Origin of the sequence: Hymenobacter sp. YIM 151858-1 (genome assembly GCF_025979705.1) — a bacterium.
In the GTDB taxonomy this organism is placed as follows: domain Bacteria; phylum Bacteroidota; class Bacteroidia; order Cytophagales; family Hymenobacteraceae; genus Solirubrum.
This window is the reverse complement of the sequence record NZ_CP110136.1, coordinates 1,793,275-1,814,553: the sequence shown is the minus strand read 5'-3', so window position 1 is coordinate 1,814,553 and position 21,279 is coordinate 1,793,275. Positions and strand designations below refer to the sequence as shown.

The following is a 21,279-nucleotide window of genomic DNA, read 5'->3' as shown; positions in this document are numbered from 1 at the left end:
GCTTCCGCCTCAGCAGCAAAACTTTAAACGCCGCCCTAGGTAACTGGGGCGGCGTTGGTCGTTACAGGGAGAATGGGAAAGCAGCTAGGGTTAAATACCTCGCACAAGCCCAGGCAATAAGGCAAGCGAGAAATCTGCTGCCATATCAAATGCCAGGACTATATCTAATTGGGCTAATATTGCTGCGTACTAGTTGCCCTGTTTGATGCCGCTACCTATCAAAACTTATCATTACTGGACGGGCCTGTTGTTAGCCGTTTTCGTCTTTATTCACCTGGCCAATCACCTGGTAGCGCTAGGGAGTGCCGAGGCGCATCTCAAAACCATGGCTATGCTCCGCAGCTTTTACCGAAACCCGGTGGTAGAAACGGCCTTGCTGCTGGCTGTTGCGGGGCAAATCGTAACGGGCGCGGCACTGTATTGGCGAAGCCGCAAGCAGCCGGAGCGGCGGTGGGCGGAGCGCATTCAGGTTTACTCCGGCTTGTACCTGGCTTTTTTTCTGCTGGTGCATACTGCCGCTGTGCTTGGTGGGCGGCTTTACCTAGGGCTCGATACCAACCTGTATTTCGCGGCGGCGGGCATCAACACCTTTCCGTTCAGCTTGTTTTTCGTGCCTTACTATTTTCTGGCCGTGGTGGCCATATTCCTGCACGTAGCAAGCCTGCACTATCAGAAAGGCGTTGCGCTATGGGGCGAGGCAAACGCGCGTAGGCAAGCGCTGGGCATTGGTGGCGTAGGCGTGGCAGTGGCACTGCTGATCCTGTTTGCCATGACGAACCGCTTGCAAGGTCTGCCCATACCAGCACCGTACCAACGGGCGTTGGGCCGCTAGAGGCGAGCAGCTCCTGCGCTGGTACCAAGCTTAATGCCTGCCCCAACGCGGGAGCCACCGAACCGAGAGAGGTAGCATTTGACCTAGGCGGTGCGCAGCTTGCTGGCCTCGCGGTAGAGCCAGCCCGAGCCCGCCCACATGGCCACAAACAGCAGGTTGCCGGCCATGCCGTGCAGGTCCATCGGCTCGGAGCGCCAGATGAGCAGCGCAATTACCGGCACCAGGAACTGCACCAGCGCCGCCGCAAACATGGTGTGGGCCATGCCGCGCGGCTGCAGGCGCGCCCGCGCCGAGCCGATGAACGCCGTGGCGAATACCGCCGCAAACAGCAGGTTGGCCGCGTTGGGGCCGCCCCCTATAATGCCCACGGCCAGGTTCACGAACAGCGAGCAAAATCCGGCGGCAACGGCAAGCACGCCGGCCAGGCGGTAGAGGAGCGTGCCCCGTTGGCTAACCAGCAGCTGGCCCACGAGGCCGGTAATGAAAATCAGGGTGCCTACGAGGGCGAAATCGAACCCGGACCAATTCACGCCCGTGCCGAGCTTCATGGCCCCAAACGGAATCAGCAGAAGGAGTGCAGTTACCAGCGCGGTGCCAGCAATGTTTTTGATGCGCAAGGTCATGGGAGTAGGGGGTTGGCGGTTGAAATGCAGTGAAGCGTCAGACAGGCAAATGCTTAGCCCAGGTACGCGGGCAAGGCAGCAGGCCCTAGGCGGCAGTAACGTTGTTGATGCGAAGTAACAGAAAGAACTTTGTGATGCAAAGTGAATACGAAAAAAGTTGTGGTTGGGTCGAAGGTTGCAACCAAACTTCCGGTTGTCCACCGCCACTCTGGCACGCGTTACCGTTGGGCTTAAGCACCGGAAACCGCTATGTTGCGTTGTCAGGCTGCGCCGTTGCTGAAGGGCCAGGCGTAAATGCTTTATTTCTACTAATAGTCCTTGTTACCTGATGCCGCCAAAGCTATTCCTCCCGTTGCTGTTGCTAGCCGCTGTGTCCGGAGCGCAAGCGCAGTCCGAATGCCCCAAACCCGTGGTATCGGTAGTGCGCAACGGCGAAACCATAACGGCTACGGGCGCCGCCATGGCTCCGGCGGTGAGGCTGCAACTGAGCTCGGACCCGGCTTGTGCCGACAAGTTGCGCTACCAATGCCAGTACGCCGAGCTGACGCTGATGCGCGCCGGCCGCCCCGTGTTGCCGGCCATCCGGGCCTACAAACCCAATGTCGACCTATCGGCTTGGGTGCGCGCGGCTAGGCCCAGCGACCGGATTTACGTGTTTGTGCCCTACGCCAACCTCACGGTAGTGGCGCCCGACGGCTCGCGGCAGCCCTACACCCGGCCCGAACCGGCCAAGCCAACCTACCCAGATATGCGCACCGACGCGGCCAAAGGGGTAAGCTTCAGCTGGCAATTGTTGCCCTAGGTGCCGGGCAGCGGCGGCAGCTATTGGCGGGCGGCCAGCACCTCGCGCACCGTGGCGGGCCGGATGTCGGGGTAGCGCTGGTTATCCAGGGGCGCCAGCTTGGGCAGGCCGCTGAACATGTTGTGCAGGTATTGCATACCCTGCCACGCCGGAAACACCTCGCCGTTGTTGGGCGTGAGGGCGCGCGTAAGCTTGGTAAGTACCTCGAAGGCACCCAGGCTACCGGCGCGCAGCAGCTTAAACTCGTGGCCCGTGGCGGCGGCGGCGGCCGCTTGCAGCCCCCGGATGCTGGCCACCTCGCCGGCCACGCGCAGGTACCTAGGGGCGGCGGCATCGAGGGCGGCCGCGGCGGTGTAGGCGGCGGTGTCGTCGAGGGCGGTGAAGTCGAGGGGCTGGTCGGGGTTGCCCCAGTACAGCACCCGCCGCGGGCCGAACAGGATTACCGGTGCCTGGCGGGTAAGCAAATCCGTGAACATGCCGTTGAGCACGGAGGTGGCCCGAATAGGCGCTTTATCGAGCCGCTGGCCGAACTCGCGCCGCAGATCGAGGTTGCGGTTGGAGCCCGCGGGTAGCTTGGTGTAATCGATGCAGTAATCCGAAGGAATAAAGCGCGGCACGCCGGCCTCCACCGCGGCCAGCAACAAGAGGCGTTGCGTGTCCACGATTACCTCGCGCAACCCCGACAGGGCCGACACCACGCAGCCGGCTCCGGCGCACACCCGGGCCACTTGGGCCACGCTGCCGTAGTTTACCTCGTGCACCTCGGCGCCCAGCTGCCGCAGCTCCGCGGCTTCGGGTTTGGCACCGCTGCCCTCGCGCACCAGGGCGCGCACCGTGGCCCCGCGCTGCTGCAGGTGGTAGGCAATGCGCCGACCTAGGGCGCCGGTGGCGCCGGCCAGCACAACAACAGGTGATGCGGAATCGGGAGCAGAAGAAGCCGAAGTAGCCATCAGAGGAGGAGGTAGCAGGAGGAGCGGCGGGCCTGGCTTCGGCGGCAACTAATGCCCCGCAGCCAGCGCCCGAACGTGGACGTAATACCGCAAACCCTTCCGAAAGTTGCCCGCCGGGCGCACCTTGGCCACGTAGCCCGGCAGGTGCGTACGCATATTTATTGCGGGCCGCGGAAAATATTGCCGGTGCATCGGGCCGTTAGCTGCCAGGCGCCGAAACCTTGTTTACAGGGGGCCAGGGGCAATGTTTTCCATTAATCAAGCGCGTTTTGAACTTAAGAAAGCAGGGGCTGGTTAGCTCCCCGTACAACGCTGCCACCCTTGGTACGGATAGTTTTCGCTAGCCAGTCCAAATAAAAGGCTTACGTTTACAGTGTTTAAGGCAAGTTGCCTCGTGTCACCTACCATCATTCGCTTGCAGAATCCAAGTAGTGTTCCGTTGCCAGTTGCTTTCTTTTCATCCATTTCCTAAAGCATCATGTCAACAGGAACCGTAAAATTCTTCAATGAAACCAAAGGCTTTGGTTTCATCAACGACGCCGCCACTGGTCAGGACATCTTCGTCCACGTAACCGGTCTGATCGACGAAATCCGCGACAACGACACGGTACAGTTTGAGGTAGAGCAAGGCCGCAAGGGCCTGAACGCCGTAAAGGTGCGTCGCGCTCAGCTGTAAGCTCCCTCGCTTGCCGAAGTAAAAAGGAGCCCCCAACCGGGGGCTCCTTTTTTGTTGTGCCCGGCGCTTGCCGCCGGCGGTGCTGCGGCCCGCGGCACCTAGGGGTTCGTCGACCACATGCCGGCCTCTTTGATGAAGATGCGGCGGTTGAGCTTGAGCTGCGCGATGATGAACTCGGCCAGGTCGTCGGGCTGCATCACGCGCTCGGGGTTGCCGTCGGTGAGGTTGTTGCTGATGGCCAGCTCGGTGGCTACGGTGCTGGGCGTGAGGGCCGAAACGCGGATGTTTTGCTTGCGCACCTCCTGCATCAGCGACTCGGTGAAGCCCAGCACCGCAAACTTGGAGGCGCTGTAGGCGCTGGTGGTGGCCGCGCCGCGCTGCCCCGCCGTAGAGGCCACGTTGATGATGTCGCCGGCCTGGCGCGCAACCATATCGGGCAGCGCGGCGCGCGTGGTGTAGTAAGTGCCCAGCAGGTTCACCTGAATAATCCGCTCCCATTCCTCCACGGGCATGTCGAGCAGCTTGGCAAACGTGCCGATGCCCGCGTTGTTGATGAGGATATCGATGGGCCCGAGCTGCTGGCGTACCTGCTCCACGGCGGCTTCCACGGCAAGGCGGTCGGCTACATCGGCCGCAACCACGGCGGCTTTTCCGCCCAGGGCGGCAATTTCGCGGGCCACCTCCTGCAGTTGGGTTTCGGTGCGGGCCAGCAGGCCCACGTGGGCGCCTTCTTTGGCCAGCGCTACGGCTACTGCCCGGCCAATGCCTTTGCCGGCGCCGGTTACGAGGGCTACTTTCCCGGTGAGTGATTCCATGGGGTTGATCGGAGTAATGAAAAGATGAGGTGTATAACCAGGCACCGCGCCCTAGGTTGCGCCGGCCGGCCATAAGCATAGGAGCCGGGTGGCGGCCCGGTCTTCAGCGCTTACGCAAGTTGGCCGCGGCGCGGTGGTTTATTGGCAACGGGCTGCTTACTTCGCAGCGGGCTGCCTGCCGCTCCTCATTCCCAAACTCACTGCCTTGAAAACCTTGCTCTCCGAACGCGTAGCGGCCTACGGCATGCTGCTTATCGTCAGCCTGGCGCTGGTATTTCATGGGTTGGTGCTGGCCGGGCTGGTGCCGGCCGATATCGTGTGGGGCGGCGGCAAAAAAGACCCGCAGCAGCTGCTGGTGCTCGAGTCGGTTTCCGTTGCCATCAACCTGCTGATGTGGGCCGTGGTGGCCGAGCGGGTTGGCTGGCTGAAACTCGGCATACACCCAAGGGTGGTGCAGGGCGCGTGGTGGCTGATGGTTGGCCTGTTTTTGCTGAACACGGTTGGCAATTTGCTGTCCGTCAATAGCTTCGAAAAGGCTTTTTTTACGCCCATAACCCTGCTGCTGGCCGTGTTTAGCCTGCGGCTTGCCCTCGGCAGCCCCGCCGGCAAGCGGTCTGCTTCGGCACCTCAGGCCAGGGGCTGAGCGCGAAAACCCCGCACCACAAGCCCTAGGTGCCGGGCCGCCTCCGGTGCCCGGGCACCACTCGGAGCGGCCGGCTTGCGTACGTACCAGAAACACGGGTTTGTCCCGGCTTCCGATACGTACCCATGATGCCACATCCGCCTCCTACCAACGCAGCAGCAACCGCCACCCGGCAAGCCAAGCCGGGCGGCGGCCCTGCCAGGGCCCGGGGCCGCAACCAGCTGGCCGCGGGCCTGTGCGTGTTGCTGCTTGCCGGTGCCTGCTCCGACGATAAGCCACGCACGGCCGGGCAGGGCACCCCGGCCGCCGCAACCGAGCGCGAAGCAGCCCCGGCCCGCCCGCTCCCCACCACCGCCGACGACGACTACGCCCGCAACGACCAGCAGGCCGGGCCGGGCAACTGGTTCCGGGTGGTGGCCGAGCGCGCCTACTTCTTCGATGCGCCGCGGGCCGAGAAGCCCAACGGCCGCTACCTGCTGCGCGGCGACGTGCTGTATGCCGACGACGAGGTGAACCGCTACGTAAAAACCAGCTTCAAGCAGCCCAACGGCGCCTCGGCTGCCGGCTGGCTGAAGCTCGACGACCTAGGGCGCCTGGCCCGCAAGCCCGCCGTAGCGGCCGCCCCCCGAAACACCCAACGCCAGCAGCCCACGCCGCCGCCTGCGCCCGCCGCGGCGGAGGAGCCCTACAGCTACGAGCTGGAGCCCGCTGCCAGCGAGCAGCCCAGGCAACCCAGGCAGCCCCGCGAACAACCCACCGGCGCGGGACGGGCCGTAGTGGCGGCCGAGCGTTCGTATTTCTACAACTCGCCCGACCTCACCGACCGCCGCAAGGCCCATTGCGTGCGCGGCGACAAGGTGCGCCTGGGCGAGGAGCAGGGCGAGGCCGTGTACGTAACGTTTACCAACTGGCAGGGCGTAACCTCGCGCGGCTGGATGCGCAAAAACGCCCTGCAGATCAACCCTTAACGCCGGTAACTAATAGAGCCTGCTTGCCGGCCTGCCCTTTGGGCAAGCCAGCACTTACCCACCTAGGGCCATGCGCTGGGGCGCAGCCCTAGCCACGCTTTCCGCTGCTTAAGCCACCGGGGCAGGGGCCTTTTGTTTCTGCCACTCCGGGGCCAGCATGCTCATCTCCACCAACGACCAGTACTCGCTGCCGTAGCGCACCACATCGCGCAGGGTGCCCTCGCGGTGGAGGCCGCAGCGCTGGTAACAGCGAATAGCAGCTTCGTTGAAGCTGTACACGCCCAAGCTGATGCGGTGCAGCCCCAAGGTTTCGAAGCCAAACTGCAGGGTGGCTTTCATCATGGCGGCGCAAAAACCGCGGCCCCGCGAGGCGGTGTTGCCCACCAGTACGCGGGTAATGCGGGCCGATTGGTTGCTTGGGCTTAGGCTGCCCAGCGAAATGTGCCCCACCACTTGCCCGGAGCGGGTATCCACGGCCTTGAACACAAATGCATCAGAGCTATGCGGGTCGTTGGCGCCCTCGATGTACCAAGTCAGTTTTTCGGGCGTAAGCGGGAAGGAAAACAAAGCGCCCGACCATTCCTTGAGCAGCCGCTCGTTGTCAATCCAGGAAATCAGCTGCGGAAAGTCGGCTTCGGTGAACGGCTGCAGTTCGATCATTGGCAACAGGGCCTGAGCAAGAAAGGGTAGGAAACCGGGCGAAAAGCGCAGCCGCACGTGGTTTGGCCCACCTGCCGCTGCCTGCTTGCCTACGCGGCCGGGTGCTTGGCGGTACGGGCAAAAACCGGCTTTTAGGTGTTTTTCAGCGCAAATTCAGTAACACTACGGCGTGGCTGCGGCGCACTACGGAGGCCCCCGCGCCGCAAATCACCTAGGGCCCCGGCACTGCCCCAACGCCGGGCCCGCAGCGCCAGGGCCCCCGCGCCGAACCTGGCGGCTTGGTTGCCGTTGTTGCAACAGCAGCCGCCCAGCCCATGAGCACGAACCCCAGCCAGCCTTTTTCCGCTAATGCCTTCCGGCGAATTGACGAAGCGCCCGATGCCGAGTTTTACCGGCAGCCGCGCTTTGTAAAGCACATCGACGACGGGGCCATTGCGGCCGTTACGCAGCTGTACCGCGAGTATTTTGCGCCCGGCAGCGCCTTGCTCGATCTGATGAGCAGCTGGGTAAGCCACCTGCCGCCCGAGGTGCCGTACGGGCGCGTGGTGGGCCTGGGCATGAACGAGGCCGAGCTGCAAGCCAACCCCCGCCTGCACGCCTACGTGGTGCAGGATTTAAACCAACAGCCCCAACTGCCCTTCGCCGACGGCGAGTTTGCGGGCGCGGCCATTTGCGTATCGGTTGATTACCTGACGCAGCCCGTGGCGGTAATGCAGGAGCTGGGCCGCGTGCTGCAACCGGGCGCGCCGCTGGTTATTACCTTCTCCAACCGCTGCTTCCCGACCAAAGCCGTTGCCGCCTGGCACCAGCTCAGCGACCAGGGTCACCTGCAGCTGGTAGGGCAATACCTGCAAGCCGCCGGCAACTGGCACGGCATCGAGCTGCTCGACCGCAGCCCCGCCCCGCGCGCATTATCCGATCCGTTGTTTGCCGTGGTGGGCCGGGCCGGCGCCGCGCCCCAGTCCTAGGTGCTAGGTGTGCACCGACATGGCATAGAGCAGGGCGCAGGCCGCAGCCGCGCTCATGATGAGGTAGAGCACAAAATCGTTGCGCTTTACGGCCCGTTCGTACTTGCGTGAGGAATACATGGCCTGATAATCAAAACCTTGTGGCAGCGCCGACTTGCCTGCAGGTGGCGGGCTGGCAACGAGCGGCACTTGCGTTCCAGCACTTTCAGAAGATACGGCTATCCTTTGCTATATGCATCTTGCTGACTGTTAACACTTTGTTATCATTTGCATGCGCTGAGCCGGGCCTGGGCACCGAGCCGATAACCGCCCCGGTTGCTGCACCAGGGCTGGGTGCAGCTAACTGTATTGTCCACATTTTCATGTGGATAGCTGTGGATAAATAGATTTCCGACGATATTGCTGCGCCGGGCTGGGGCCAAGCCGCCCACCTGCCACTGCCACCCATGGAAAACGCCAATACTTACCTCGCGCTCAACCGCGCCCTCTGGAACGCCCGCACCGAGCACCACCTGGCCTCGGCGTTTTACGACGTGGCGGGTTTTCGGGCCGGTAAATCGTCGCTGAACGGCATCGAGCTGGCGCTGCTGGGCGACGTGGCGGGCCAGCGCGTGCTGCACCTGCAATGCCATTTCGGGCAGGATTCGTTGTCGCTGGCGCGGCTGGGGGCGCAGGTAACCGGCGTCGATTTATCCGACGAAGCCATTGCCGCCGCCCGGCGGCTGAATACGGACCTAGGGCTCTCGGCCGAGTTTGTGTGCGCCGATGTGTACGCGCTGCCGCAGCACCTGCCCGCCGAGCCGCCGTTTGATGTGGTGTTTACGAGCTACGGCGTACTCGGCTGGCTGCCCGACCTCGGGCGTTGGGCCGAGGTGGTGGCGCGCTACCTCAAGCCGGGCGGCCAGCTGGTGCTGGTGGAGTTTCACCCGGTGGTCTGGATGTTCGACAACGATTTCCAACGCGTGCAGTACAGCTACTTCAACACCGGCGCCATCGAGGAAACCGAAACCGGCACCTATGCCAATCCGGAAGCGCCCATCGAGCACCAAGCCATTACCTGGAACCACAGCCTGAGCGAGGTAATCGGCAGCCTGCTGGGGCAAGGGCTGCGGCTCACGCACTTCTCGGAATACGACTACTCGCCCTATGCCTGCTTTGCCCACGCGGTGCCCGCCGGCGAAGGCCGCTACCACATCGGGCCCCTGGGTGATAAAGCGCCGTTGGTGTACGCGGTGGTGGCAACCAGGCCGTAGCCTACCTTTGGGCGCATGCAGGCAGCCCGTACCGTATTTGTTGTTCGTCCGGCCCGGTTTGGCTTCAACGCCGAAACCGCCGCTTCCAATTCTTTTCAGCAAGCCGGCACCCACCTGGGGCCCGAGCAAGTGCAGCGGCAGGCCCAGGCCGAGTTTGAGGCGGCCGTGGCCACGCTGCGCGCCCACGGGGTGGAGGTGCTGGTGTTCGACGATACCGCCGAGCCCGCCAAGCCCGATGCCGTGTTCCCGAACAACTGGCTTACGCTGCACCCCGATGGCCGCGCCGTGCTGTACCCCATGTGCACGCCCAACCGCCGCACCGAGCGCCGCCCGGACATTCTGGCGGGCTTGAACAGGCAGTTCGAGGTGCGCGAGGTCATCGACTTATCGGCCCACGAAAACCTGGGGCAGTACCTCGAGGGCACGGGCAGCATCGTGTTCGACCACCGCAACCGCGTGGCCTACGCCTGCCTCTCGCCCCGCACCGATGCGGCGTTGCTAGGCCACGTGGCCGCAATGCTGGGGTACCGCACGGTGGCTTTTCATGCCCACGATGCGCAAGGCCAGGCTATTTACCACACCAACGTGATGATGTGCGTGGGCCCGCAGTTTGCCGTGGTGTGCCTCGAAAGTATTACTGACCCTGCCGAACGCGCTGCCGTAGCCGAAGTCCTGCGCAGCACCGGCCACGAGCTGGTCGAAATCAGCCAGGCGCAGGTGGCGCAGTTTGCCGGCAACATGCTCGCGCTGGAGTCGGACAGCGGCAAGGCCTTGCTGGTGCTTTCGGGGCAGGCGGAGGCGGCCCTTACGCAGGCGCAGCGCGAGCTGCTGCAGCGCTACTGCCAGCTGGTGCCGCTGGCCATTCCCACCATCGAAACCATTGGCGGCGGCAGTGCCCGCTGCATGTTGGCCGAGGTATACCTGCCCCGCCGGTAGCCGTACCGCAGGCTGGGGCTCGGCCGGGTATTTAGGCTGGCCTTAATTTGCTTTAATGTGTGCGGATTGGCAAATTGAAGTGTCATGCCCCGGCGGGCAACGGCGGCAGGGCGTAGCAAGTAGCTGCGGGGCCTGCGGCGGCCACCTTCAGCACAGGTTACGACTATGCACCACATCGTATACCAAAGCACCGCCGTGCAGCCCCTGTCGGCGGAAGCCCTGCACGTGATGCTTGAAAAATCGCGCCGCAAAAACCGCGGGCTGGGCATTACGGGCCTGCTGCTCTACAGCTACGGCAACATCCTGCAGATACTGGAAGGGGAAGAGCCGGCAGTGCAGGGGCTCTACGAAACCATCCGGCAGGATGTGCGCCACACCAACGTGCTGACGCTGGCCGACGGCCCCATTGAGCACCGCATGTTTTCGGACTGGACGATGGGTTTTCAGGACCTGCCCGATCATGACTTTCAGCAGGTGATGTCGGGGGTGGAGGCGCGGCAAAAACAGCTGCCGGCTCCCACGCGCGCCAGGATTGATGAGCCGCTGCTTTGCCTGATTAAATCGTTTGTGGAAGACGAGCAACCCCGCCTCTAGCGGCCTAGGTGCCGCATCCCGCCCATAGCAAAACAGGGCCGCCCGTTAGTAGGCGGCCCTGTTTGTTGGGGTTGTACCTAGGCGGCTTACCGGGCCTCGGTGGGCTCGGCGGCCATCAGGTGCAGCACGCGGCCCGTATACTCGCGGATTTCCTCCACCAGTTGGGGGTTGTCGTGCAGCGACACGCCGTACGACGGAATCATCTCCTTGAACTTGGCCTGCCACTCGGGCGTGCGGGCTTGCTCCGGGAAGCAGCGCTCAATCAGCCCCACCATGATGCTTACGGCCGTGGAGGCGCCCGGCGAGGCACCCAGCAGGGCGGCAATGGAGCCATCGGAAGCGGCCACTACCTCGGTGCCGAACTCGAGTACGCCGCCCGCCTTCTTGTCTTTCTTGATAACCTGCACGCGCTGGCCGGCAATTTCCAGCTCCCAATCCTCGAAGCGGGCTTCGGGCAGGTACTGCTTCAGCGAGGCAAAGCGGTCTTCGGGCGACTGGCGCACCTGGTCGATGAGGTAGCGCGTGAGCGGGATGTTCTTGAGGCCGGCAATGATCATGGGGCGCATGTTGCTGAGCTTAATGCTCAGCGGCAAATCCAGGAACGAGCCTTTCTTCAGGAACTTGGTGGTGAAGCCGGCGTAGGGGCCAAACAGCAGCTCGCGCTTGCCGTTGATCATGCGCGTATCCAGGTGCGGTACCGACATGGGCGGCGAGCCTACCTCGGCCTTGCCGTACACCTTAGCCTGGTGGCGCTCAATTACCTCGGGGTTTACGCACTTCAGCCACTGGCCGCTTACCGGGAAGCCGCCAAAGCCGGCCGCCTCCGGAATGCCCGAGCTGATAAGCAGCGGCAACGAGCCACCGCCCGCGCCAATGAATACGAAGCGGGCGCGCAGCTTCAGGGTGTCGCCGGTGGCGAGGTCTTTGGCCTTGATGCGCCACGAGCCGTCGTCTTTGCGGCGGATTTTGCTTACCTCTTTGTTGAAGTGAAACGCCACGTTGGGCTTCTCCTGCAGCAAATGGAACATGCCGCGCGTGAGCGAACCGAAGTTTACGTCGGTGCCCATATCCATGCAGGTAGCGGCTACCTTCTGGTTGGGGTCGCGGCCTTCCATCACCAGCGGCATCCACTTCAGCAGCTGCTCGCGGTCTTCGGAGTAGCTCATGCCCTTAAAAAGCGGCGACTGGGTGAGGGCCGCGTGGCGCTTGCGCAGGAAGTTCACGTTGTCGTCGCCCCACACAAAGCTGAGGTGCGGAATGTGGTTGATGAAGCGGCTGAGCTCTTTTACCTGGTATTTCTCGGCCAGGAAAGCCCAAAACTGCTTCGACTGCTCGAACTGGTCGGCAATCTTGATGGCCTTGCTCGTGTCGATGGAGCCATCGGCCTTTTCGGGGGTGTAGTTCAGCTCGCAAAAGGCCGAGTGGCCAGTGCCGGCGTTGTTCCAGGCGTCGGAGCTTTCGGCCGCGGCCACGTCGAGGCGTTCCACCACGGCAATGCTCAGCTCGGGCTGCAGCTCCTTGAGCATCATGCCCAGGGTGGCACTCATGATGCCGGCCCCAATGAGCACTACGTCGAGGGATTGTTCGGAGGAGTTATCTATAGATGTCATGAGGCGTTGGGGAAAGCCTTGCAGAATACGTGCAACACGCAAAAAGGTATTTGGTTGGGGCTGCAAACTCGTACGGGGCTGCACGCCAGAAGGCCGCCCACCCGGGCCGGCCGCCGTGGCTTAGCGCGCGTTTAGCCAATGCAGCAACCGGCCACGCGGGCCGTAGCATGCGCCCACAGCCCCCAACAGCACCTTTTCGGGCCGCAAATGTAGAGCATCAAACAAAGAAAAAGCCCGGAGAATTTCCGGGCTTGGCTTTTGCGCTGAGTATCAGGAGGGCGGGGCTAGTACCCCACGGGCGAATAAAGCATGGGGTTGAGCCCCGGCGCCGACGAAGCGCCCTGCACCACGCGCACCCCACCCGACACCGAAATGTTCTCGGTGAGTTTGTAGTCGGCGCGCAGGTTTACGCCCTGCCCTAGGTTGCCGAAGCCCGAGTAGGGGTTGACAGCCGCGCCCAGGTTGGGCAAGCCGGGCGTCAGGTCTTTCCAGGCGCTGCCGGTTAGGGCCAGGCGGGGGCTGAGGGCGTAGGTGCCGCCGCCGTAGAGCAGGTAGCGGTTGGTGCCGTTGCGCAGGCTGGCGCGCGGCGCGCCGCCCTCGGTAGTGGCGGGGTAGTGGGCCGCGCCCGGCATAAAGCGCATAAACGTGCCGCCCGCAAACAGCGTGAGGCGGTTGCTCACCTGAAAATTGGCCTGCGGGCTGAGGTAAGTAGCCGAGCCGTAGCGGCCCGCAAACGAGGCGCCGGCCTGCAGATTGTACGACACCAGCGGCGTGCGCAAACCCAGCGAAGGTGCCTCTTGGACATCTTGCGCCATTATTGCACCGGCCGAAAGCAGCAGGGCACCTAGGGCAACGAAAAAGCGAAATTTCATAAGGCAGCGGGGTAGGGAAGCCGAGCCGGTTGGCACCCACAAGATACGCAATGCGAAACGAACAAGATTGGTGCCGCAGGCCCCCGAAGCGCCCCACACCCAGGGTATGGCGAACGGCGAGCAGGAGGCCGACCTTTACAACTCCGAAGTGCGACGCTTGGCCTTAAGCACCGAAAATGAGGCATTCATTCAAAAAACTAACGACCGGATTTCGGGCCGCAGCCAACAGGTGGTTCAGCAGGTCGTAATGAAAAACCTCTGCCTAAGGCATCCAGGCGTATTAGCGGGGCGGTGGCAGCTTGACCGAAGGGTTAACAGTATATCTTGCGCCCACTATGAAGTATTTGCTACTATCTATCTGCATATTAATTACAGCGCCAGTACATGCCCAAAGCTGGCGTCTAGGGGTGCAAGTTGGCGGCCTACTTAATGTGCCGCTCACCAATCAAGTGCTGCCAAGGGTGCAACTCGTTGACAGGAACGGTAGACCCACAGGGCGATACGCGGAGCTGAGCAGTGATTACCGCTATGAAGGCAAAGCCCGGGCAGGAGCAAGCATTTCTCTAATAGTGGATTATGCCTGGCGACAGCGCTGGCAATTTGGTGCCGAGCTGCGGGGCGCCTACCAGCCCTACGTTGTGCGCGAGATTTACGATCCTACCTCGGGAACGGAGCAACTTGTGATACCTATTGGAGCCTCGGTAATTGATCGGCGATGGGCGGTGAGCCGCCGCCAACTGAATCCTACCGACTACCACTACCAACCCATGGTACTGGAGCTACCGGTACAGGCCCGTTACTATTTAAACGAGCATTGGGGCTTTATGCTGGGCGCCGGGCCGCGCCTCACGCTGCGCCGTAAGACGCGCATTCACTACAAAAACGCCCGGCTTAATAACAATTCCAGCGTAGTCATTTTCAGCCAGTATGAAACAGTGAATGAGCCTTACCTGAAGACGCTTAGTTGGGTTAGCAATGCAGGCGTGTTCTATCGTTTAAGCGCGCAAAACGAACTCAGCTTGCAGTGGGGCTCCACGCTAGGCAGTATTGTGGATACGCGCAACGTGCAAGAATGGGGCAGTTATCAAGAGAAACCGCTTACCCCGACGCGGGTACAATTAATCAGTTTGGGCCTGAGCGCAACCCACTGGCTGAAGTAACGCCGGGGCCGCCGACTAAGCATCAGCTATGCCGACAGCCTTGCCTTGCTCAATTGCCGGCGCATCCACCAGCGTACGGGTTTTGGGCAGGCACTGCGGATAGTGTTGCTGCACAAAGCCGAGCAGCTTTTCGCGCACTTCGCAGCGCAGCTCCCAAATGTCGCCCGAGCTGGCGGCGCTTACCAGGGCGCGCAGCTCCAGGGTGCGGTCTTTGGAGTCGGTGACGTGCAGCACGCACACGCGCTTATCCCAATATTGGCTTTGCTCCACAATACGCTGCAGGGCCGTGCGTACCTCATCAATCGGAATGGTGTAGTCGGTTTGCAGGTGCACGGTGCCGAGCAGCTGCGAGGTGGTGCGCGTCCAGTTCTGGAAGGGTTTTTCGATGAAGTAGTTGAGCGGCAGCACCAGCCGGCGTTCGTCCCAGATGCGCAGCACCACGTAGGTGAAGGTAATTTCTTCCACACGGCCCCACTCGCCTTCCACCACCAGCACGTCGTCGAGCCGGATGGGTTGGGTAAAGGCTATCTGAAAGCCGGCCAGCAAGTTGCTGATGGAGCGCTGCGCCGCAAAGCCCACGATTACGCTGGCAATACCCGCCGAGGTAAGCAAGCCCGTACCGATTTTGCGCACCGTGGCAAAGCTCATCAGCACCAACGCCACGGCCAGAAACACAATCAGCGACACCACAAACTTGCGCACAAACTGCAGCTGCGTGAACAGCTTGCGCACCCGCAGGTTGTCGCCCTCGTCGAGGCGGTAGTGGTGCTGCACCACATCCTGCACCACCCGCACGAGCCGCACCAGGCACCACGCAAACGAGGTAATCAGACAGGTTTCGACAATGCGCCGCAACACCTCGAAGGGCTTGGGCGCCAGCGGGGCCAGCGGCAACACAAACGACAGCACCAGCACGGGCAGAAAGTAGCCGCTCGGGCGCTTCAGCCGCCGCACCACCGAGCGCAGCAAAACCGGGTCGTCGGGGCGGTGGCTGTAGGTACGCAGCACCGCGAAAATGGCAAACTTCAGCAGCAGCCCGGCAGCCAAACCGCCCACCACAACGGCGGCGGTGCGCAGGGCAATATCAAGCTGATAGGGGAGGTTGAGGCCTAGGTCGGACATAAACGGAACAGCATGGGCAGGCCACTGCCGGCCAGCGGCAGGCCTCATGCTGTACCCCGCCGCTGCGGCAAAGGTTGTGGCCGTAGCTAGGGTGGCGGTGCGCTACTCCGGCCAGGGCGCGGCGGCTCGCTGTGCCCTTGGTGCCTCGCCGGCTTAGCCCAGCAGGGTGCTGCTGTGCACGATGCGCCCGCCGCGCCGCGCAATGTCGGCTTTGGCACGCTCGTAGCCCTCGGCCGAAATCGGGCGGGCGGCGTCCTCGATCAGGTACGTCTCGAAGCCTTCCTGCAGGGCATCTTTGGCCGTGAAATACACGCAGTAGTCGCCGGCCAGGCCGGCCACGTACACCTGCCGCACGCCCTTGCCGCGCAGGTAATCGGCTAGGCCCGTGGCCTTCTGGTGGCCGTTGTCGAACAAGCCGCTGTAGCTGTCGATTTCGGGGTTGGTGCCCTTCCGGAAAATGGCCTCGATGCGCTGCGTATCGAGGGCGGGGTGTAGCTCGGCGCCCGCGGTGCCCTGCACGCAGTGCACCGGCCACAGCACTTGCTCCAGCCCGTGCAGCTCGGTGGTTTCGAACTCGTTTTTGCCCGGGTGGTTGGCCGCAAAGCTTTTGTGCGTGCGCGGGTGCCAGTCCTGGGTGGCCACCACCAGCTCGAAGTGCGGTTGCAGCGCGTTGGCCAGCGGAATAACCTGGTCGCCCGCGGGCACGGCCAAAGCGCCGCCGGGTACAAAGTCGTTCTGAATATCAATAAGCAGCAGCGCTTTCATAAGCATCGGATAGGGTGGGGGATGGGGTTGCCCGACAAAGCCCGGAGGTGCCCGGTGCCGCAACCACGCGCAAACCTAGGCGCCAAACGCGAAACTGCGCAGCAGCTCCCAGGGCCCGTTGCGGTAGGCCCACAGCTGCAAGCCCGTGCCTGTGGCCTCAAAAGGCTCGAAGCCGGCGCTCAGCTGCTCGTGCAGCGCGCGGGCCGCGGCGGGCGTTACCTTGTTCTGGATGGTTACGTGGGGCCGGCGCCGCTGCTGATCCTGCGGCGTAAGGTGCGCGCGCCACAGGGCCTGCAGCTCGCGGTGCAAGGCCTCGGCCTCGGGGGCGTCGAGCGCGAAGGCTACCCCGCGCCCCAAAAACTGCAAGCCCGTTACGCGCATGGGCATGGGGCGCTGCGCCTGCGCCCGGGCAACCAGCACCGCGGCAATGTCGTCGTGGGCGGGGCCGGGCAGGTGGTGGAACAGCGTGAAGTGCGCATCGAGGTAGTTGCGCTCCGGCGGAAAGTGCTTCTGACGCAAGGCGTTGAAGTAGCCGAACGTCCGTTCGTCGAGCGAAAGCGTGAGGATAAGCGGGGCATCAATGGCAGGCATATTGGCTAAACTGGCTGGCCATTGCTATGGTTGTGGTTTGATTTGTAAGATGTTACTATTCAGATAAATAATAGGCTATTGTTGAAGCAGAAGTGAAGTTAAAAGTCGAATAGTTAAGCCAGTGCGCTTTCAGGCCTAGGCGAGAAAGCGGTGCCTTGTCAACGCCTACGCCGGCAAACCGGGTACCGAATTGTTGACCTTGCCCCCCGTGCCCTAAGCAGCACATACAAGGGCGGCAGGCTGCGCTTACCTGCACCTTTTCTGTACCAGCGCAAAGGCCAAATTGGCTAAGCCAACCGCCGGTTTCGGATTAACAGACGATAAATTATTTGACGCATAAAACACTGTTAATCAGCTAGAAAATAATATCTGTTTCATGTGTTAGATGGAGCTTATGGCACTGCCCGGGTGTTGTAGCTAATGATGATCGACCAGCTCACCTTACCCGTTCTCAACGCCCCGGCCACGGCCCAGCCCGAGCCATTGGTGCGCACCCACAGCGCCAAGCTCTGGCTGCCCAAGCGCGTGCTTTTCACGCCCGACGCCCTCGACGAGGAGTTCGGCCAGCAGATATACCAGCGCGTGCTGCAGCACGACCTGGAGGTGGAGGTGCTCAAGAGCAACCGCCTTACCGGCGTGCGCGGCACCGATGAGCGCGACACCTACCGCCGCGCCAAAAGTACCCTGGCCGTGGTAAAGGCTCCGCCGAGTGCGCTGCGCCTGCAACCCACGCCCCCCTCGGCCGACTGGCAGATGAACCTGGCCGAGGGCTGCCCCGCGCACTGCCAGTACTGCTACCTGGCCGGCTCGCTGCAGGGCCCGCCGGTGGTGCGCGTGTTTGCCAACTTGCCCACTCTGCTCCGGAACACCGCCAGCTACGAGCAGGCCGGCCGGCTTACCAGCTTCGAGGTGAGCTGCTACACCGATGTGCTCGGCATTGAGCACCTCACGGGCAGCCTGGCCGAGTGCGTGCGCCATTTTGGGCAGCGCGAGGGGGCGCGCCTGCGCTTCGTGTCGAAGTACGACCAGGTAGGCTCGCTGCTCGGTTTGCCCCACCACGGCCACACGCGGGCCCGGGTCAGCCTCAACGCCGAGTCGGTGGCGCGCAAGCTGGAGGGCGGCACCGCCTCCATCGAGGCGCGCTTGCAGGCGTTGCGCCAGCTGGCCTTGCCCAAGGAGCTAGGCGGGGGCGGCTACCCGGTGGGCGTGGTGCTGGCGCCCATTATGCCCATCCCCAACTGGGAGCAGGAGTACCGCCAGCTGTTCGACCGCCTCTCGGCCACGCTCGATTTCGAGTGCGACCTCACGGCCGAGTTCATCAGCCACCGCTTTACGCCCGGCTCCAAGGACGTGCTGCTGCAGTGGTACCCCAACACCTCCCTCGACTTCGACGAAGCCCGCCGCGCCGTTAAGCGCAACAAGTTTGGCAGCCACAAGTACGTGTACCAGCCCGACGATATGCGCCGCCTGAAGGAAGTCTTTTACAGCGAATGGCAGCAGCGCTTCCCGCAGGCCCCGGTTAAGTACTGGACCTAGGGCCGCCGCGCTTTCGGCAACAACCAGCCAGAAATACGCCCAACCGCCGCCGCTGCAAAGCGGTAGCCGTTGGGCGTATCGGGAAGCAAGGGAGGGAGTTACCGTAGAAAGATTGCCGGCGCAAGGCCGTTAGCCGCCCAATCGGCTAAGCGCGGTTCATGTATTCGAGGTAGAACTTCACGAACTCGTCGTACTTGTGCAGCTTGGGGTTGGCGGCCTCCGGTGGGGGCGCGGGCTCGGCAGATGAAGCCACCATAAAGCCCGTGGTTTGGGGCTGGCTGGGCTTTGTGGGCGTGCTAACCTGCGCCTTCAGGGGAATGACAGCCGTTTCGGGCTCGTCGTTGGGCCAGATGGGGCGTTCGGTGGCCTCGTTGGGCAGCGCAGAGACTATCGTGAGCAGGGGCAGCGAGTGGGCGTTTGGTCGCATAGGCTCTTGCGTTTCGGTTCGTGTATAATAATAATCAGATGAGGTATTGAAAACCAAAGACGGGCTGGAAAAAGTATACGAAACTCGTCTTCAGCACTACCAATAACTCATCGGGGTTAACCTCCTCTGTTTCTTAGGGCTATGCAGGCAGTCATTTTCTGCGGAATTCAGGCCACGGGCAAGTCGACGTTCTACAAGCAGCGGTTCTTCAACTCGCACGTGCGCATCAGCCTCGATCTGCTTCGTACGCGCAACCGCGAGCGGCGCCTGCTGCAGCTGTGCCTCGAAACCCAGGCCCGGTTTGCGGTGGATAACACCAACCCCACCGTGGCCGAGCGGCAGGTATACATTGCCGCGGCCCGGCAGGCGGGCTACCGGGTGGTAGGCTACTACTTTCAGTCGGCGCCGCGCGAGGCGCTGCTGCGCAACCAGCAGCGCCCCACCGCCGAGCAGGTGCCGGCCAAAGGTATTTTTGGCACCAGCGGCCGCCTGGAGCTGCCCACCTACGCCGAGGGCTTCGATGAGTTGTACCACGTGCGCATCGGGCCGGGCGGCGGGTTTGAGGTGAGGCCCTGGCAGGCGTAGCGCGGGCGGGCACCTAGGGCGGCACGGCGTTCTTCTGCTACATTCGCCTCATGAAATCAGCCGTCGAGAAAATGCTGCTGAAGCCCGGCACCGTGGTGCTGGTGCTCGGGCTGCCCGCCGATTTGCAACCCATGCTGGCCGACCTGCGGGCCCACTGCACGGTGGTGGGCGATGCAGCAGCTGCCGATAAGGTTGATGCCGCCCTGGTGTTTGCCACCCAACAAACCGAAATCGAGCTGCTGGCGCCGCAGGTAGCCGCCCTGGCCGCCGCCGACGCGGCCGTGTGGTTTGCCTACCCCAAGGGCACCAGCAAAAAGTACCGCTGCGACTTCAACCGCGACACGGGCTGGGCGCCGCTGCACGCCCTCGGCTTCGAGCCCGTGCGCCAAATTGCCATCGATGACGACTGGTCGGCGCTGCGCTTCCGCCGCGTCGAGTACATCAAGCAACTGACGCGTGCCACCCGCCGCGCCAGCCAACCCCAAGCCTAGGTCCTTTTTCCGCTCTGCAGTGCCCGCCACCCAACCTTACTCGCTGCTCATCCGCAACGCGGCGCAGGTGCTCACGCTGGCCGGCCCGGCCACCGATAAACCCCTGGCCGGCGCTGCCATGCACCAGTGGCGCATCCTCGACCTAGGGTACGTGGCTTGCCACGGCAGCACCATTGCCGCCGTGGGTGCCATGGCCGAGCTGGATGAGGCGCTGATCGGCCCCGAAACCCGCGTAATCGACGCCACGGGCCGCGTGGTGATGCCCGGCCTGGTGGAGTGCCACACGCACCTGGTGTTTGGCGGCAACCGCGCCGATGAGTTTCAGCGCAAGCTGCAGGGCGAGTCGTACCTCGATATTCTGGCTTCGGGCGGGGGCATCCTGAGCACCGTGCGCAAAACCCGCGCGGCCTGCGACGACGAGCTGCTCGCCCACGCCCTGCACCACCTCGAGGGCTTCCGGCGCTACGGCGTAACCACCCTGGAGGCCAAAACCGGTTACGGCCTCGATAAGGAAACCGAGCTGCGCTTGTTGCGCGTGGCCCGGCAAGCGGGCCAGCAGCAACCCGTGCGCATCGTCAGCACTTTCCTGGGTGCCCACGTGCCCGGCCCCGAGTACAAGGGCCGCCCCGCCGAATACCTCGATTACCTGGCAACCGAAGTGCTGCCCGAGGTGCGCGGCGCGGCCGAGTTCGTGGATGTATTCTGCGAAGAAGGCGCTTTCGGCGTTGAGGAAGCCCGCCGCTACCTGCAGCGCGCCCGCCACCTAGGGTTTAAGCTGAAAATCCACGCCGAGCAGCTGCACGACCTGGGCGGCTGCCTGATGGCCGCCGAGCTCGGCGCCACCAGCGTCGACCACTGCGACTACCTCACGCCCGCAGGCGCCGCGCAGGTGGCGGCCGCCGGCCAGGGCCGCACCGTGGCGGTGCTGCTGCCGCTGGTGCCCCTGTTTTTGCGCCAGGAAAAATACGCCCCCGGGCGGCAGTTCATTGATGCGGCTTTGCCCGTGGCCATCAGCACCGATTTCAACCCGGGCTCGTGCCCCAGCAAAAACCTGTGGCTGGCCCTGCAGGTAGCCTGCCTGAAAATGGGCATGACGCCGCTCGAAGCCCTGGCTGCCGTAACCCTCAACGCCGCCTGGGCCATCGATCGGCAACACGACTGCGGCTCGCTGGAGCCCGGCAAGCGCGCCGATGTGCTGCTGCTGCACGTGCCCGACTACCGCGAACTGCCCTACTGGCTGGGCGAAAACCCGGTGGCGCAGGTAATAATCGGCGGCGAGCTGGTTTAGGTTGTGTGCGCCGTAGCGCGGAAATCCGTTCCGCGCCACAAGCGCGTATCAGCTTTTGCGCCGAACTACATACGCGCCTTTGGGGCGCGTCGCGGAACCGCAGGTCGGCGCA

The 21,279-nt window shown here is 63.2% G+C and carries 24 protein-coding genes; 14 read left to right on the top strand and 10 right to left on the bottom strand.

The window, feature by feature from the left end:
- Window positions 1-205 precede the first annotated feature (205 nt).
- Window positions 206-832, top strand: a complete 627-nt coding sequence (locus OIS50_RS08105) for a succinate dehydrogenase/fumarate reductase transmembrane subunit (protein ID WP_264693808.1) — start codon at window positions 206-208, stop codon at window positions 830-832.
- Window positions 833-915: 83 nt separating this feature from the next.
- Here the strand turns inward: OIS50_RS08105 and OIS50_RS08100 are convergent, their stop codons facing one another.
- Entirely contained in the window at window positions 916-1,455 is a 540-nt protein-coding gene (locus tag OIS50_RS08100; RefSeq protein WP_264693807.1) for a hypothetical protein, read from the bottom strand.
- Window positions 1,456-1,825: 370 nt separating this feature from the next.
- Here OIS50_RS08100 and OIS50_RS08095 point away from each other — a divergent pair, with 370 nt between their 5' ends.
- Window positions 1,826-2,257 (top strand): hypothetical protein, encoded by a 432-nt coding sequence (locus OIS50_RS08095; RefSeq protein WP_264693806.1) that lies wholly within the window; start codon window positions 1,826-1,828, stop codon window positions 2,255-2,257.
- 20 nt (window positions 2,258-2,277) lie between these two features.
- Here the strand turns inward: OIS50_RS08095 and OIS50_RS08090 are convergent, their stop codons facing one another.
- Window positions 2,278-3,207: an NmrA family NAD(P)-binding protein gene (locus OIS50_RS08090; protein ID WP_264693805.1), complete on the bottom strand. Its 930-nt coding sequence runs from the start codon at window positions 3,205-3,207 to the stop codon at window positions 2,278-2,280.
- A 478-nt stretch (window positions 3,208-3,685) separates the two neighbouring features.
- Between OIS50_RS08090 and OIS50_RS08085 the strand changes: the two genes are divergently transcribed.
- The gene (locus OIS50_RS08085) at window positions 3,686-3,883 is read left to right on the top strand and encodes a cold-shock protein (RefSeq protein WP_264693804.1); all 198 of its coding nucleotides are present in this window, start codon (window positions 3,686-3,688) and stop codon (window positions 3,881-3,883) included.
- Between the two features lie 98 nt (window positions 3,884-3,981).
- Here the strand turns inward: OIS50_RS08085 and OIS50_RS08080 are convergent, their stop codons facing one another.
- Window positions 3,982-4,698, bottom strand: a complete 717-nt coding sequence (locus OIS50_RS08080; RefSeq protein WP_264693803.1) for a 3-ketoacyl-ACP reductase — start codon at window positions 4,696-4,698, stop codon at window positions 3,982-3,984.
- 205 nt (window positions 4,699-4,903) lie between these two features.
- On the opposite strand from OIS50_RS08080, the gene OIS50_RS08075 reads away from it, so the two are divergent.
- Window positions 4,904-5,341, top strand: coding sequence for a hypothetical protein (locus OIS50_RS08075; protein WP_264693802.1), 438 nt, complete (start codon window positions 4,904-4,906; stop codon window positions 5,339-5,341).
- A 125-nt stretch (window positions 5,342-5,466) separates the two neighbouring features.
- Window positions 5,467-6,309, top strand: coding sequence for a hypothetical protein (locus OIS50_RS08070; RefSeq protein WP_264693801.1), 843 nt, complete (start codon window positions 5,467-5,469; stop codon window positions 6,307-6,309).
- 108 nt (window positions 6,310-6,417) lie between these two features.
- Here OIS50_RS08070 and OIS50_RS08065 read toward each other — a convergent pair whose 3' ends face one another.
- The gene (locus OIS50_RS08065) at window positions 6,418-6,969 is read right to left on the bottom strand and encodes a GNAT family N-acetyltransferase (protein WP_264693800.1); all 552 of its coding nucleotides are present in this window, start codon (window positions 6,967-6,969) and stop codon (window positions 6,418-6,420) included.
- Window positions 6,970-7,283: 314 nt separating this feature from the next.
- Between OIS50_RS08065 and OIS50_RS08060 the strand changes: the two genes are divergently transcribed.
- The 4 genes from OIS50_RS08060 (at window position 7,284) to OIS50_RS08045 (ending at window position 10,720) form a co-directional block, all read left to right on the top strand.
- The gene (locus tag OIS50_RS08060; protein ID WP_264693799.1) at window positions 7,284-7,937 is read left to right on the top strand and encodes a class I SAM-dependent methyltransferase; all 654 of its coding nucleotides are present in this window, start codon (window positions 7,284-7,286) and stop codon (window positions 7,935-7,937) included.
- Window positions 7,938-8,383: 446 nt separating this feature from the next.
- A complete protein-coding gene (locus OIS50_RS08055; protein WP_264693798.1) occupies window positions 8,384-9,190 on the top strand; it encodes a class I SAM-dependent methyltransferase in 807 nt (268 codons plus the stop codon).
- Window positions 9,191-9,205: 15 nt separating this feature from the next.
- On the top strand, window positions 9,206-10,126 hold the full coding sequence (gene ctlX, locus OIS50_RS08050; RefSeq protein ID WP_264693797.1) for a citrulline utilization hydrolase CtlX: 921 nt from the start codon (window positions 9,206-9,208) through the stop codon (window positions 10,124-10,126).
- Between the two features lie 165 nt (window positions 10,127-10,291).
- Window positions 10,292-10,720 (top strand): BLUF domain-containing protein, encoded by a 429-nt coding sequence (locus OIS50_RS08045; RefSeq protein WP_264693796.1) that lies wholly within the window; start codon window positions 10,292-10,294, stop codon window positions 10,718-10,720.
- An 86-nt stretch (window positions 10,721-10,806) separates the two neighbouring features.
- Here the strand turns inward: OIS50_RS08045 and OIS50_RS08040 are convergent, their stop codons facing one another.
- Together OIS50_RS08040 and OIS50_RS08035 are read right to left on the bottom strand one after the other, a co-directional pair.
- A complete protein-coding gene (locus OIS50_RS08040) occupies window positions 10,807-12,330 on the bottom strand; it encodes a malate:quinone oxidoreductase (RefSeq protein WP_264693795.1) in 1,524 nt (507 codons plus the stop codon).
- A gap of 284 nt (window positions 12,331-12,614) precedes the next feature.
- Window positions 12,615-13,202: a hypothetical protein gene (locus OIS50_RS08035; RefSeq protein WP_264693794.1), complete on the bottom strand. Its 588-nt coding sequence runs from the start codon at window positions 13,200-13,202 to the stop codon at window positions 12,615-12,617.
- Between the two features lie 335 nt (window positions 13,203-13,537).
- Here OIS50_RS08035 and OIS50_RS08030 point away from each other — a divergent pair, with 335 nt between their 5' ends.
- Window positions 13,538-14,362 (top strand): outer membrane beta-barrel protein, encoded by an 825-nt coding sequence (locus OIS50_RS08030; RefSeq protein WP_264693793.1) that lies wholly within the window; start codon window positions 13,538-13,540, stop codon window positions 14,360-14,362.
- A gap of 15 nt (window positions 14,363-14,377) precedes the next feature.
- On the opposite strand, the gene OIS50_RS08025 is transcribed toward OIS50_RS08030, so the two are convergent.
- The 3 genes from OIS50_RS08025 to OIS50_RS08015 all read right to left on the bottom strand — a co-directional run bounded on the left by OIS50_RS08025 (window position 14,378) and on the right by OIS50_RS08015 (window position 16,840).
- Window positions 14,378-15,484 carry a mechanosensitive ion channel family protein gene (locus OIS50_RS08025; RefSeq protein ID WP_264693792.1) on the bottom strand — a complete coding sequence of 369 codons (1,107 nt, stop codon included), beginning with the start codon at window positions 15,482-15,484 and terminating at the stop codon, window positions 14,378-14,380.
- A gap of 153 nt (window positions 15,485-15,637) precedes the next feature.
- Complete coding sequence (pncA, locus tag OIS50_RS08020) at window positions 15,638-16,249, bottom strand: bifunctional nicotinamidase/pyrazinamidase (RefSeq protein WP_264693791.1); 612 nt, start codon at window positions 16,247-16,249, stop codon at window positions 15,638-15,640.
- A 75-nt stretch (window positions 16,250-16,324) separates the two neighbouring features.
- Complete coding sequence (locus tag OIS50_RS08015; protein ID WP_264693790.1) at window positions 16,325-16,840, bottom strand: 2'-5' RNA ligase family protein; 516 nt, start codon at window positions 16,838-16,840, stop codon at window positions 16,325-16,327.
- Window positions 16,841-17,260: 420 nt separating this feature from the next.
- On the opposite strand from OIS50_RS08015, the gene OIS50_RS08010 reads away from it, so the two are divergent.
- On the top strand, window positions 17,261-18,376 hold the full coding sequence (locus OIS50_RS08010) for a spore photoproduct lyase family protein (protein WP_264693789.1): 1,116 nt from the start codon (window positions 17,261-17,263) through the stop codon (window positions 18,374-18,376).
- 145 nt (window positions 18,377-18,521) lie between these two features.
- Here the strand turns inward: OIS50_RS08010 and OIS50_RS08005 are convergent, their stop codons facing one another.
- A complete protein-coding gene (locus tag OIS50_RS08005; RefSeq protein WP_264693788.1) occupies window positions 18,522-18,803 on the bottom strand; it encodes a hypothetical protein in 282 nt (93 codons plus the stop codon).
- A gap of 141 nt (window positions 18,804-18,944) precedes the next feature.
- Here OIS50_RS08005 and OIS50_RS08000 point away from each other — a divergent pair, with 141 nt between their 5' ends.
- From OIS50_RS08000 to hutI, 3 genes are read left to right on the top strand one after another with little or no spacing between them, the layout of a single operon-like run.
- Window positions 18,945-19,388 (top strand): ATP-binding protein, encoded by a 444-nt coding sequence (locus OIS50_RS08000; RefSeq protein WP_264693787.1) that lies wholly within the window; start codon window positions 18,945-18,947, stop codon window positions 19,386-19,388.
- A 50-nt stretch (window positions 19,389-19,438) separates the two neighbouring features.
- Complete coding sequence (locus OIS50_RS07995) at window positions 19,439-19,879, top strand: hypothetical protein (RefSeq protein WP_264693786.1); 441 nt, start codon at window positions 19,439-19,441, stop codon at window positions 19,877-19,879.
- A 19-nt stretch (window positions 19,880-19,898) separates the two neighbouring features.
- On the top strand, window positions 19,899-21,167 hold the full coding sequence (gene hutI, locus OIS50_RS07990; protein WP_264693785.1) for an imidazolonepropionase: 1,269 nt from the start codon (window positions 19,899-19,901) through the stop codon (window positions 21,165-21,167).
- Window positions 21,168-21,279 lie beyond the last annotated feature (112 nt).

Coding starts and splice junctions, on each gene's coding strand:
- OIS50_RS08025 (WP_264693792.1), bottom strand. CDS start 15,484: ATGTCCGACCTAGGCCTCAACCTCCCCTATCAGCTTGATATTGCCCTG.
- OIS50_RS08060 (WP_264693799.1), top strand. CDS start 7,284: ATGAGCACGAACCCCAGCCAGCCTTTTTCCGCTAATGCCTTCCGGCGA.
- OIS50_RS08015 (WP_264693790.1), bottom strand. CDS start 16,840: ATGCCTGCCATTGATGCCCCGCTTATCCTCACGCTTTCGCTCGACGAA.
- OIS50_RS07995 (WP_264693786.1), top strand. CDS start 19,439: ATGAAATCAGCCGTCGAGAAAATGCTGCTGAAGCCCGGCACCGTGGTG.
- OIS50_RS08105 (WP_264693808.1), top strand. CDS start 206: ATGCCGCTACCTATCAAAACTTATCATTACTGGACGGGCCTGTTGTTA.
- OIS50_RS08005 (WP_264693788.1), bottom strand. CDS start 18,803: ATGCGACCAAACGCCCACTCGCTGCCCCTGCTCACGATAGTCTCTGCG.
- ctlX (WP_264693797.1), top strand. CDS start 9,206: ATGCAGGCAGCCCGTACCGTATTTGTTGTTCGTCCGGCCCGGTTTGGC.
- OIS50_RS08070 (WP_264693801.1), top strand. CDS start 5,467: ATGATGCCACATCCGCCTCCTACCAACGCAGCAGCAACCGCCACCCGG.
- OIS50_RS08085 (WP_264693804.1), top strand. CDS start 3,686: ATGTCAACAGGAACCGTAAAATTCTTCAATGAAACCAAAGGCTTTGGT.
- pncA (WP_264693791.1), bottom strand. CDS start 16,249: ATGAAAGCGCTGCTGCTTATTGATATTCAGAACGACTTTGTACCCGGC.
- OIS50_RS08065 (WP_264693800.1), bottom strand. CDS start 6,969: ATGATCGAACTGCAGCCGTTCACCGAAGCCGACTTTCCGCAGCTGATT.
- OIS50_RS08090 (WP_264693805.1), bottom strand. CDS start 3,207: ATGGCTACTTCGGCTTCTTCTGCTCCCGATTCCGCATCACCTGTTGTT.
- OIS50_RS08035 (WP_264693794.1), bottom strand. CDS start 13,202: ATGAAATTTCGCTTTTTCGTTGCCCTAGGTGCCCTGCTGCTTTCGGCC.
- OIS50_RS08045 (WP_264693796.1), top strand. CDS start 10,292: ATGCACCACATCGTATACCAAAGCACCGCCGTGCAGCCCCTGTCGGCG.
- OIS50_RS08100 (WP_264693807.1), bottom strand. CDS start 1,455: ATGACCTTGCGCATCAAAAACATTGCTGGCACCGCGCTGGTAACTGCA.
- OIS50_RS08010 (WP_264693789.1), top strand. CDS start 17,261: ATGATGATCGACCAGCTCACCTTACCCGTTCTCAACGCCCCGGCCACG.
- OIS50_RS08055 (WP_264693798.1), top strand. CDS start 8,384: ATGGAAAACGCCAATACTTACCTCGCGCTCAACCGCGCCCTCTGGAAC.
- OIS50_RS08030 (WP_264693793.1), top strand. CDS start 13,538: ATGAAGTATTTGCTACTATCTATCTGCATATTAATTACAGCGCCAGTA.
- OIS50_RS08000 (WP_264693787.1), top strand. CDS start 18,945: ATGCAGGCAGTCATTTTCTGCGGAATTCAGGCCACGGGCAAGTCGACG.
- OIS50_RS08040 (WP_264693795.1), bottom strand. CDS start 12,330: ATGACATCTATAGATAACTCCTCCGAACAATCCCTCGACGTAGTGCTC.
- OIS50_RS08080 (WP_264693803.1), bottom strand. CDS start 4,698: ATGGAATCACTCACCGGGAAAGTAGCCCTCGTAACCGGCGCCGGCAAA.